This is a genomic window from Streptomyces triculaminicus (assembly GCF_017349075.1).
Taxonomy (GTDB): Bacteria; Actinomycetota; Actinomycetes; order Streptomycetales; family Streptomycetaceae; genus Streptomyces; species Streptomyces triculaminicus.
On sequence record NZ_JAFMOF010000002.1, the window covers coordinates 487,442 to 499,166 of the forward strand.

The window sequence follows — 11,725 nt, forward strand, 5'->3', positions numbered from 1 at the left end:
GCAGGAGCATCATGGATGATGGGTTCAGGAACCTCAGCCCGATCCGGCGCTGGTTCGGTGCTGACTCCCCACCCGCTTAGTCGTCAAAACCGCAGGTGAGAGAGCCAGTATGCGTTTCCTTAACGATCAGAAGCCGCCGTACGACCTGACGTACGACGATGTGTTCATGGTGCCGAGCCGCTCCGCGGTCGGTTCCCGTCAGGGTGTGGACCTCTCCGCACCGGACGGCACGGGCACGACCATCCCGCTCGTCGTCGCCAACATGACCGCGATCGCCGGCCGCCGCATGGCCGAGACGATGGCCCGCCGCGGTGGCCTCGTGGTCATCCCCCAGGACATCCCGATCGAGGTCGTCACCGACGTCATCTCCTGGGTCAAGAGCCGCCACCTGGTGCTCGACACCCCCATCGTCCTCGCGCCGACCCAGACCGTCGCCGACGCGCTGTCGCTGCTGCCCAAGCGGGCCCACGGCGCAGGCGTCGTCGTCGACGACCAGCACCGCCCCGTCGGCGTCGTCACCGAGCACGACCTGACCGGCGTGGACCGCTTCACCCAGCTGTCCGAGGTCATGTCCACCGAGCTGCTGCTCCTGGACGCCGACATCGACCCGCGCGAGGCCTTCAACACCCTCGACGCCGCCCACCGCAAGCTGGCGCCCGCCGTCGACAAGGACGGCAAGCTGGCCGGCATCCTCACCCGCAAGGGCGCCCTGCGCGCCACGCTCTACACCCCCGCGACCGACGCGGACGGCAAGCTGCGCATCGCCGCCGCCGTCGGCATCAACGGCGACGTGGCCGGCAAGGCCAAGGCGCTGCTGGCGGCCGGTGCGGACACGATCGTCGTGGACACCGCGCACGGTCACCAGGAGTCGATGATCGCCGCGATCAAGGCCGTCCGGGCGCTCGACCCGCAGGTCCCGATCGTCGCGGGCAACATCGTCGCCGCCGAGGGCGTGCGCGACCTCATCGAGGCCGGCGCGGACATCATCAAGGTCGGTGTGGGCCCCGGCGCCATGTGCACCACCCGCATGATGACCGGCGTGGGCCGCCCGCAGTTCTCCGCGGTGCTCGAGTGCGCTGCCGAGGCCAAGAAGTACGGCAAGCACGTGTGGGCCGACGGTGGCGTCCGTCACCCGCGCGACGTCGCCATGGCCCTCGCGGCCGGCGCGTCCAACGTGATGGTCGGCTCCTGGTTCGCGGGCACCTACGAGTCCCCGGGCGACCTGCAGCAGACCGCCGACGGCCGGCTCTACAAGGAGTCCTTCGGCATGGCCTCCGCCCGTGCCGTGCGCAACCGCACCTCGGAGGAGTCCGCCTACGACCGGGCCCGCAAGGGTCTGTTCGAGGAGGGCATCTCCACCTCCCGCATGTTCCTCGACCCGGCCCGCCCGGGCGTCGAGGACCTGATCGACTCGATCATCGCGGGCGTCCGCTCCTCCTGCACCTACGCGGGCGCGGGCTCCCTCGAGGAGTTCGCCGAGCGTGCCGTCGTCGGCGTCCAGAGCGCCGCCGGCTACGCCGAGGGCAAGCCGCTGCACGCCAGCTGGCAGTAGATCTCCACCTGGCGGTAAGCCTCCCGGGCTCCCGAAAGGGGCGCGATCCGATTCCGGATCGCGCCCCTTTTTCGCGCTCGATGTACCGATTCATAACGCGACGAGCAACGATCGCCCGTTTCGACTCCCCGGACGCAATGATCCACCGGGCATACGCAAGAATGGTGCATTACGAGCGCAGCCCCTCACCTCGTAGGGTCTGCGCAGAACGTGGAGTGGCGGGTACCGCTTGCTCGGCGGTACCCCTCGCTACGGGTTTGCTCTGCCATGCCGGCGCGCCCTGGGTACCGCCGTCGGCCGTCGCTCCCGACCGGATCCCCCCGACCGGCAGTGATTGAACGGAGCGACCCCTGTGGGAGCGACCCCAGTGTTGGACAAAGGCGCAGCGTCAGCCGCCATCGGCGACGACCAGCGTGCCCCGCTGCCGACCACCGGCTTCGGCGCGCGCCTGATGCGTCGCAAGCCCGTCGAGCGCCTGGTCGCCGAGGGCGGCCAGGGCGAGGGCGGCAACCTGCGCCGCTCGCTCGGCATGTGGCAGCTGACGATGATCAGCATCGGTGCCACCCTGGGCACCGGCATCTTCGTCGTCCTGGGCTCGGCGGTTCCCCACGCCGGTCCGGCCGTCGTGATCTCGTTCGTGATCGCGGGCCTCACCGCGCTCTTCTCGGCCCTGTCCTACGCCGAGCTCGCCGGCACCATCCCGGTCTCCGGCTCCTCGTACTCGTACGCCTACGCCACCCTGGGCGAGATCGTCGCCTGGGTCTGCGGCTGGTGCCTGATCCTGGAGTACGGCGTCTCCGTCGCGGCCGTCGCCGTCGGCTGGGGCCAGTACCTCAACGAGCTCCTCGAGGGCACCATCGGCGTCACCATCCCGACGTGGATGGCCAACCCGCCCGGCGTGGACGGCGGCGTCTTCAACCTGCCGGCCCTGCTCGTCGTGCTGCTGTGCATGGCGTTCCTGATCGGCGGCGCCAAGGAGAGCGCCCGCGCCAACACCATCATGGTCTGCGTGAAGATCGCGGCCCTGCTGCTCTTCTGCGCCGTCGCCTTCACCGGCATCCGGGCCGGCAACTACAGCCCGTTCATGCCGCTCGGCCTCGGCGGCGTCAGCGCCGCGGGCGCCACGCTCTTCTTCTCGTACATCGGCTTCGACGCCGCCTCCACCGCGGGCGAGGAGGCCAAGGACCCCAAGCGGGACCTGCCCAAGGCCATCATGCTCTCGCTGCTGATCGTCACCGCGCTGTACGTGCTGGTCGCGGCGATCGCGGTCGGCGCCATGCCGTGGGACAAGTTCGAGGGCTCCGAGGCCGCGCTCGCCGGCATCATGAAGGACGTCACGGGCCACGGCTACTGGGCCGCCCTCCTGGCCGCCGGTGCCGTCATCGCCATCGCCAGCGTCGTGCTGACCGTGCTCTACGGCCAGACCCGCATCCTCTTCGCCATGTCCCGCGACGGACTGGTCCCCAAGTCCTTCGCCAAGGTCACCAAGAAGGGCGTGCCGCTCGCCAACACCGTGATCGTCTCGCTCTTCTGCGGCGTCCTGGCCGCGGCCGTCCCGCTCGCCAAGCTCGCCGACGCCACCAGCATCGGTACGCTCTTCGCCTTCGCGCTGGTCAACGTCGCCGTCATCGTGCTGCGGTTCACCCGCCCCGCCATGAACCGCACCTTCCGGGTACCGCTTTCGGGTGTGCGTGTTCCCTTCGGCGACACCACGGTGCCGCTGGCCCCGGTCTTCCCCGCCATCGGCTTCGGTCTGTGCGTCTACATGATGTTCAAGCTGGACGTCGTGACCTGGGAGGTCTTCGGCGGCTGGATGCTCCTCGGCCTGGCGATCTACTTCGCCTACGGCATGCGCAACTCCCGTCTGGCCCGTGAGGCCACGGGCGAGCAGGTCACGGCCGAGGTGGCCCAGGAGGCGGAGGCCGCGCAGAAGGCGCCCGAGGCCGCCGTGAAGGCGTCCGAGGCCCCCGCCAAGGCGTCCGCGACCGCCGAGAAGGCGACCCAGGCTCCCGCGAAGGCGAAGAAGGCCCCCGCGAGCCCCCGCAAGGCCGCCGGCAAGGCTCCTTCGAAGGCCCGGAAGACTTCTGTGAAGAAGTGATCTTCGCCCGCCGCGCCCTATGATCCCTGGCTGCCGGGTCCGCTCCTCGCGGACCCGGCAGCCATTCGGGCATTCGACGGCCCCGGCCCGGCCGACCGGGGCGCGGAAGGGATCACATCCGATGAGCAGCCCCCACCTCCTGCTGACCGGCGACCGCCTCGCCCTGGGCATGCCCCGGGACGCGATGCTCGCCGAATATCACAAATGGGAAACCGACCCCGGCACGATCCTCGGCCGGGGCAGCCGCTTCCCCCAGGCCTGGGAGGCCCACGCCGAGGAGTGGGACCGGCAGCTCGACGACCGCGACCACGCCCGGTTCGAGATCGTCCGCCTGAAGGACAAGCAGGCCATCGGGCTGACCGCGCTGCGCGTCGACCCCAGGGAACGCAGGGCCGAGTTCACGATCTTCCTGGCCCCGCACCAGCGCGGGAAGCGCTTCGCGGAGGAGGCCACCCGGCTCACCCTGGACTGGGGCTTCCACCTGGCGGGTCTGCGGGCGGTCTGGCTGAAGGTCCTCGAGCCCAACCGGGCCGGGATCACCGCCTTCGAGAAGGCCGGTTTCCGGCCCACCGGCCGCTTTCGCAAGTCGGGCCACTGGCTGGGCCAGTACGTCGACGAAGTGCTGATGGACGCCCTGGTCGAGGACTTCCCCGGACCCTCCGCCATGTGCACCGCACTGGGCACCTGACGTCCGGTATGCGCACCCGCCGGGCGGGATCACCCCCGGGCGCGTGATCTACTGCTGGTAACGACAGCAGGTTCCCGTAGAAATGTGATCCACCCGCCGTGCGATTGAATGAGCTCGACGAACGCATCGTGCATGCCCTGGCCGAGGACGCCAGGCGCTCCTACGCCGACATCGGCGCGGAGGTCGGCCTGTCGGCCCCAGCCGTCAAACGGCGCGTGGACAGGCTGCGCGCCGAGGGGGCCATCACGGGATTCACCGTCCGGGTGGACCCTGCGGCGCTCGGCTGGGAGACCGAGGGCTTCATCGAGCTCTACTGCCGCCGCAACACCTCGCCCGAGGCGATCCACCGCGGACTCAGCCGCTACCCGGAGGTGGCGTCCGCCTCCACCGTCACGGGCGAGGCCGACGCCATCGTCCAGATCTTCGCCTCCGACATGCGCCACTTCGAGCGGGTGCTGGAGCGCATCGCCGGCGAGCCCTTCGTGGAGCGCACCAAGTCGGTGCTGGTCCTCTCGCCGCTGCTGCGCCGCTTCAGCTCCGGCGCGCCGTCCTGACCGCTCCCCACGTGGCGGTCGGCTCGGCGGTCAGCCCCGCGGCAGCGGCTGCGGCTCCCACCGCGCCACCTGGAAGTCCCCGGTCTCCACGATCTCGTACGGAGCGGAGCTCAGGCACTTCGGTACCTCCTTCATGCCGACCGGGTCGTTGGTGGCCGCCCAGCTGTAGCCGAGGCGGTCGCGCCTGCCCTTGCCCTCGTCGGAGACGGTGAAGCCGACCCGCTTGCCCTTGAGGCCGGGTTTGTCGGTCTTCGTCACGATTCCGGTGGCCACGGCCACCTTGCCGCCCGATAGCAGGCAGTCGATCCTGCCCTCGGCCGAGGCGCCGCCGCCCTGGACGAAGCGGTGGCTGAAGCGGAACGTGCCCTGTGCCTTCTCGCCCGCGCCATGGGCGTCGAAGGCGAAGTGAACGGTGTCGCCGGAGTGGCGGTACATCTTGGCGGAGCCCGTGAGGGCGGGCTCCTTCGCGAGCGGGGCGTTGGCGGAGGAGTCCGCCGCGATCGCCGACCCGACGGCCGTGGCGCTGAGCAGCAGGGCGCCGGCGACGGCGGCGAGACGGGTGCGCGAGGGACGGTTCATGGCTGGCCCTTTCGGTGACGGGGCGTGGTGTCCGGCCGGTGATCACCGGCCGGACACCCAAGATCCCGCGCCACCCGCCGTGGGCACATCGGGCCGCCGGACGATCACCGCTCAGCCGCATGGCGGGCCGCCGGACGATCCCCCTCGGCCGTACGGCGGGCAGCGCGTGCGACCCCGGCTGTACGGGCCCCGGTCCCGGTCCGTGGAACGCCGCGCAACGAATCGCCGCACCGGGCCCCGAACGCGCAACGTTTTTGCCGTCGCCGCGCAACGTCCATGCCTTGTCCAGGTCAGAGCCGGAACCGTACCGTCGAGACGTTTACACGAAAGTGTGTTTGACCCGGCTCCGCCGAATGGACCCCCCGCGAAAACCCACCGCGAAAGAGGACGCATGACGCCGCTGCGCATCGCGCTGTACCAAGGCCCCAGCGGCGTTCCCACGTCCACCGCCGACAGCCTGACCGCGCTGGCCGACGCCGCCCGCCGGGCCGCGGCCGCCGGAGCCCGGCTGCTGCTCACCAATGAGCTGTACCTGACCGGCTATGCCCTCGGGTCCGCCGTCCGCGACCTCGCCGAGCCCGCCGACGGCCCCGCCGCGCGGGCGGTCGCCGCGATCGCCGCGGAGCACGGCCTGGCCGTCGGTTTCGGCTATCCCGAGCGCGACGGCGAGGCGGTCTTCAACTCGCTGCAGATCGTCGGCCCCGACGGCGGTCTCCTCGCGAACTACCGCAAGGCCCATCTCTTCGGCGACTACGAGACGACCTTCTTCACCCCCGGCGACCAGGCCGTCGTCCAGGCGGACCTCGACGGCGTCCGCCTGGGCCTGCTGATCTGCTACGACGTGGAGTTCCCCGAGGCCGTGCGCGCCCACGCGCTGGCCGGGACGGAGCTGCTGCTCGTGCCGACCGCCCTGATGCGCCCGTACGAGATCGTTCCGCAGACGATCGTGCCGGCCCGGGCGTGGGAGAGCCAGCTCTACATCGCGTATGCCAACCGCTGCGGCGACGAGGGCGACTTCGCCTTCGCCGGGCTGTCCTGCCTCGCCGCCCCCGACGGGACCGTACGGGCCCGGGCCGGCGCCGGCGAGGACCTGATCGTCGCCGACGTGGACCCGGGGCTGCTGAAGGCCTCGCGCGCGGAGAACACCTACCTGAGCGACCGCCGCCCCGAGCTCTACGGCTCGCTCACCTGAGACCACGGGCCCTGCCCGCCCCCTGCCCCACCCCCTTGCCAGTAGGAGAGTCCAGCCGATGACGTCCACGGTGCCCACCGCCGTCCACGACGAGCACGAGCAGGCGCAGCCCGTCGAGCCGCCGATCACCATGTTCGGCCCGGACTTCCCCTTCGCCTATGACGACTTCCTCGCCCACCCGGCGGGCCTCGGCCAGATCCCGGCCACCGAGCACGGCACCGAGGTCGCCGTCATCGGCGGTGGTCTGTCGGGCATCATCGCGGCGTACGAGCTGATGAAGATGGGCCTCAAGCCCGTCGTCTACGAGGCCGACCAGATCGGCGGCCGCCTGCGCACCGTCGGCTTCGAGGGCTGCGACGAGGAGCTGACCGCGGAGATGGGCGCGATGCGCTTCCCGCCGTCCTCCACCGCCTTCCAGCACTACATCGACCTGGTGGGCCTGGAGACCAAGCCGTTCCCCAACCCGCTCGCGCCCGAGACCCCCTCCACGGTCGTCGACCTCAAGGGCGAGTCGCACTACGCCGAGACGGTCGAGGACCTGCCGCAGGTCTACCGTGACGTGGCCCAGGCGTGGAACGCCTGCCTGGAGGAGGGCGCCGACTTCTCCGACATGAACCGCGCCATGCGCGAGCGCGACGTGCCGCGCATCCGGGAGATCTGGGCGAAGCTGGTCGAGAAGCTCGACAACCAGACCTTCTACGGCTTCCTCTGCGAGTCCGAGGCCTTCAAGTCCTTCCGGCACCGCGAGATCTTCGGCCAGGTCGGCTTCGGCACCGGCGGCTGGGACACCGACTTCCCCAACTCCATCCTGGAGATCCTGCGCGTCGTCTACACCGAGGCCGACGACCACCACCGCGGCATCGTCGGCGGCAGCCAGCAGCTTCCTCTGCGGCTGTGGGACCGCGAGCCCGCGAAGATCGTCCACTGGGCGCCGGGCACCTCGCTGTCCTCGCTGCACGGCGGCACCCCCCGCCCGGCCGTCACCCGTCTGCACCGCACGGCCGGCAACCGCATCACCGTCACCGACGCGAGCGGCGACATCCGCACCTTCAAGGCGGCCATCTTCACGGCGCAGTCCTGGATGCTGCTGTCGAAGATCTCCTGCGACGACTCGCTCTTCCCCATCGACCACTGGACGGCGATGGAGCGGACGCACTACATGGAGTCGTCCAAGCTCTTCGTGCCGGTGGACCGGCCGTTCTGGCTGGACAAGGACGAGGAGACCGGCCGGGACGTCATGTCGATGACGCTCACCGACCGCATGACGCGCGGCACCTACCTGCTGGACAACGGTCCGGACAAGCCGGCCGTCATCTGCCTCTCCTACACCTGGTGCGACGACAGCCTCAAGTGGCTGCCGCTGTCGGCGAACGAGCGCCTGGAGGTCATGCTCAAGTCGCTCGGCGAGATCTACCCCAAGGTCGACATCCGCAAGCACATCATCGGCAACCCGGTGACGGTCTCGTGGGAGAACGAGCCCTACTTCATGGGCGCGTTCAAGGCCAACCTGCCGGGGCACTACCGCTACCAGCGACGCCTGTACACCCACTTCATGCAGGACCGTCTGCCCGAGGACAAGCGCGGCATCTTCCTCGCGGGTGACGACATCTCCTGGACGGCCGGCTGGGCCGAGGGCGCCGTCCAGACCGCGCTGAACGCGGTGTGGGGCGTCATGCATCAGTTCGGCGGCGGCACGGACGCCACCAACCCCGGCCCGGGCGACGTCTTCGACGAGATCGCGCCCGTCGAGCTGCCGGAGGACTGAGGCACGGGGCCGGTGCGGGGAGGTCCGCCCCCGCACCGGCCGCCCGGCCGCTTCGGGCCGGGCGTTCAGCCCAGGGGAGTGAGCAGACATCGCCCCACCATCCCCACGCTCGCGTCGACGCGGTCGGTGAACTCCTCGGCCAGGTCGGGCAGCGTCCGCAGCGCCCACAGCGCGCGGAAGGAGGCCCAGGCGGCGTTCCGCGCGGCCTCGAGCGTCCAGGAGCCGACCAGATGCGTCAGCGGGTCGGCCACATCCAGCAGATCCGGGCCGGGCATCAGCTCCTCCCGGATCCGCTCCTCCATCATGACGAGCAGCTCGCCGATGCGGTGGAAGTCGCCCTCCAGCGCGCGCGGCTCCATGCCGAGCGCCCGGCAGGTGTCGGTCAGGGCCAGGGCCAGGTCGTGGCCGATGTGGGCGTTGATCCCCGCGAGCGCGAACTGCAGGGGCCGTACGGCCGGGTGCCCCCGCAGCTGGAACAGCGGCCGCCAGCAGGCCGGCGCCGGGCGTCCCGCGGCGACCTGGTCGACGGCGTGCAGATAACGCCCGGCGAAGCGCACGTCGAGCTCGGCCGCCGCCCGGTGGTCGCGGAAGGCGCCCGCTCTCACCCGGCGGCCGATCTCCTCCGTGACCGACAGATAGACGCGGTTGAAGACCGCCACCCCGTCCCCGGGCGGGAGCCCGGCCTCGAGCCCCCGCATTCTCGCCACCACCCCGTCGATGCCGACGGACACCGCCGGCCGCGCCCCCACCTTCGCCATGGACACAGAGTGACAGATGAACACGGAGCGTAGGCGATTCGGAGCTCTATTTAGCCCGAACGGGTGAACGGTTCTGGCGAAACGATTCCTTCAGACCTCGCCCCGCCCCTTCAGACCCCGCCCCGCCCGGGGCAGGGCCCGGCGGGGTCAGGCCCCGCGCGGTTCCGGGCCCTCGCCGGCCGTGCCGTCGGCCGCCCCGTCGTCGTAGCCGCTGGTGCCCGCGTCCAGCAGCGGTTCCTGCGTCTTGAGGTGGGCCGGGGCCAGGGCGCGCAGCGTGTGATAGCCGGTGATCACCACGATCGTGCCGAGGGCGATGCCGCTCAGCTCGAAGTTCTTGCTGATCTTCAGGCTGACGCCGCCGACGCCGATGATGACGCCCGCCGCGACCGGCACCAGGTTCAGCGGATTGCGCAGGTCGACCTTGTTGTGCACCCAGATCTGGGCGCCCAGCAGGCCGATCATGCCGTAGAGGATCACGGTGATGCCGCCCAGCACACCGCCCGGGATCGCGGCGACGACCGCGCCGAACTTCGGGCAGATGCCGAAGAGCAGGGCGAAGCCCGCCGCGGCCCAGTAGGCGGCGGTGGAGTAGACGCGGGTGGCCGCCATGACCCCGATGTTCTCGGAGTAGGTGGTGTTGGCCGGGCCGCCGACCGCCGTGGAGAGCACCGTGGCCGCTCCGTCCGCGGCGATCGCGGTGCCCAGCTGGTCGTCCAGCGGGTCGCCGGTCATCTCGCCGACGGCCTTGACGTGACCGGCGTTCTCCGCGATCAGCGCGATGACGACAGGCAGCGCCACCAGCGCCGCCGACCAGCCGAAGCTCGGCCCGTGCAGCGAGGGCAGGCCGATCCAGTCCGCCGTGCCGACGCCGGACAGGTCCAGCCGCCAGTGGTCGACGGCCTGCGTGCCGCCGTGCACCGAATGGATCTTCCCGAAGAGCTCGTCGAGGAGCCAGGAGAGGGCGTAGCCGAAGACCAGGCCGAGGAAGATCGCCACGCGGGACCAGAAGCCGCGCAGGCAGACCACGGCGAGCCCGGTGAAGAGCATCGTCAGCAGCGCGGTCCACTGGTCCTGGGGCCAGTAGACGGTCGCGGTCACCGGCGCCAGGTTGAAGCCGATGAGCATCACGACCGCGCCGGTGACCACCGGAGGCATCGCCGCGTGAATGATCCGGGCGCCGAACTTCCGTACCGCCAGCCCGCTCAGGAACAGCGCCACGCCGACCACGAGGATCGCGCCCGTGACCGCCGCGCTGTCCCCGCCCTGGGCCCGGATGATCGCCGCGACCCCCACGAAGGAGAGGCTGCAGCCGAGGTAGCTGGGCACCCGGCCGCGGGTCGCCAGCAGGAAGATGACCGTGGCGACGCCCGACATCATGATCGCGAGGTTCGGGTCGAGGCCCATCAGGACGGGCGCCACGAACGACGCGCCGAACATCGCGACCACATGCTGCGCGCCCAGGCCCGCGGTCCTCGGCCACGAGAGCCGCTCATCCGGTCTGACGACGGCTCCCGGGGCGGGGGTGCGCCCGTCTCCGTGCAGGGTCCAGCGCACGCCGAGGCCCATGGCTGCTCCATATGTCGCGTTGTGGTGATCCGGACCATGCTAAGCCGGGCCGCGCGGTGCTCCGTCTCGACGGTGGAGGGGGCGGGTGTTGCTGCGATCGGCGCAATTAGCCCCCCGTAGGACTGTACGACCAGGAACACCGGCTGTTTATCAGTTCATGGGAGGTATGCGTGTTGTGTCCGATTTCCTGCAATTCAGGAGACACACATGCGTAACCTCGTCGGCCGCACAGCGGCCGCCGCGTTCATCGCCGGCGCAACCATCATTCCGCTCGCCGGAGTGGCCCAGGCCGCGCCGCAGATCGCGTCGGGCGCCCAGTCCGCGAGCTGGGACGACGACCACGACCGAGGCCGGGACAAGGGCCGCGACCGGGACTGCGACCGAGACAAGGGCAACCGCCACGACCGCGACAAGGGTCGTGACAAGAACAAGGACCGCGACAAGGACCGCGACAAGGGCCGGGACAAGGGCCGCGACCGCGACCGCGACCGTGACCGGGACTGCGACCGTGACCGCGGGCGCGACCGCGACCGCGACCGTGACTGCGACCGCGACCGCGGGCGCGACCGCGACCGCGACCGGGACGACTGCGACCGCGGGCGTCACCACCGGGACAACGACCGGGACGACTGCGACCGCGGCCACCGCCACGGCGGCTGGAGCCACGACTACAGCTGGAGCCACAGCAGCCACAACAACTGGGGTGGCAACTGGGGTGGCATCTTCATCGGCAAGTGGAAGAACAACGGCTGGGGCGGCCACGGCGGTTGGGGCGGCCACGGCGGCCACAACGACTGCGACCACAACAACTGGGGTGGCGGCCACCACCGCAAGTCGGACGACTGCGACGACAAGTGGGGTGGCGGCCACCACGGCGGCCACGACCGCGGCCACGACGACTGCAACGGTCACGGCGGGCACGGCGGCCACTGGGGCGGCGGGCACGGCTGGGCCATTGTGATCTGACCCTTCC

The 11,725-nt window shown here is 70.8% G+C and carries 10 protein-coding genes; 7 read left to right on the forward strand and 3 right to left on the reverse strand.

All coding sequences use genetic code 11. From position 1 onward, the window contains the following. The first annotated feature begins 109 nt into the window (after positions 1 to 109). From J1792_RS12275 to J1792_RS12290, 4 genes are all read left to right on the forward strand, one after another. Entirely contained in the window at positions 110 to 1,552 is a 1,443-nt protein-coding gene (locus tag J1792_RS12275; protein ID WP_086572784.1) for a GuaB1 family IMP dehydrogenase-related protein, read from the forward strand. Between the two features lie 367 nt (positions 1,553 to 1,919). After that, positions 1,920 to 3,650, forward strand: a complete 1,731-nt coding sequence (locus J1792_RS12280; protein ID WP_372446101.1) for an amino acid permease — start codon at positions 1,920 to 1,922, stop codon at positions 3,648 to 3,650. Positions 3,651 to 3,771: 121 nt separating this feature from the next. Next, a complete protein-coding gene (locus J1792_RS12285) occupies positions 3,772 to 4,338 on the forward strand; it encodes a GNAT family N-acetyltransferase (RefSeq protein ID WP_086572782.1) in 567 nt (188 codons plus the stop codon). Positions 4,339 to 4,436: 98 nt separating this feature from the next. Continuing rightward, positions 4,437 to 4,892, forward strand: coding sequence for an Lrp/AsnC family transcriptional regulator (locus J1792_RS12290; RefSeq protein ID WP_086572781.1), 456 nt, complete (start codon positions 4,437 to 4,439; stop codon positions 4,890 to 4,892). Positions 4,893 to 4,922: 30 nt separating this feature from the next. On the opposite strand, the gene J1792_RS12295 is transcribed toward J1792_RS12290, so the two are convergent. Next, positions 4,923 to 5,471, reverse strand: coding sequence for a hypothetical protein (locus tag J1792_RS12295; RefSeq protein ID WP_086572779.1), 549 nt, complete (start codon positions 5,469 to 5,471; stop codon positions 4,923 to 4,925). A gap of 391 nt (positions 5,472 to 5,862) precedes the next feature. Here J1792_RS12295 and J1792_RS12300 point away from each other — a divergent pair, with 391 nt between their 5' ends. Next, on the forward strand, positions 5,863 to 6,663 hold the full coding sequence (locus J1792_RS12300) for a carbon-nitrogen hydrolase family protein (protein ID WP_207247219.1): 801 nt from the start codon (positions 5,863 to 5,865) through the stop codon (positions 6,661 to 6,663). Positions 6,664 to 6,721: 58 nt separating this feature from the next. Next, positions 6,722 to 8,428: a flavin monoamine oxidase family protein gene (locus tag J1792_RS12305; RefSeq protein ID WP_086573740.1), complete on the forward strand. Its 1,707-nt coding sequence runs from the start codon at positions 6,722 to 6,724 to the stop codon at positions 8,426 to 8,428. Positions 8,429 to 8,493: 65 nt separating this feature from the next. Here J1792_RS12305 and J1792_RS12310 read toward each other — a convergent pair whose 3' ends face one another. Both J1792_RS12310 and J1792_RS12315 read right to left on the reverse strand, forming a co-directional pair. Next, a complete protein-coding gene (locus J1792_RS12310; protein ID WP_207247220.1) occupies positions 8,494 to 9,186 on the reverse strand; it encodes a DUF5995 family protein in 693 nt (230 codons plus the stop codon). 147 nt (positions 9,187 to 9,333) lie between these two features. Continuing rightward, positions 9,334 to 10,752 (reverse strand): uracil-xanthine permease family protein, encoded by a 1,419-nt coding sequence (locus J1792_RS12315; protein ID WP_086573738.1) that lies wholly within the window; start codon positions 10,750 to 10,752, stop codon positions 9,334 to 9,336. A gap of 207 nt (positions 10,753 to 10,959) precedes the next feature. On the opposite strand from J1792_RS12315, the gene J1792_RS12320 reads away from it, so the two are divergent. Next, entirely contained in the window at positions 10,960 to 11,718 is a 759-nt protein-coding gene (locus J1792_RS12320; RefSeq protein ID WP_207247221.1) for a hypothetical protein, read from the forward strand. The last annotated feature ends 7 nt before the right edge of the window (positions 11,719 to 11,725 follow it).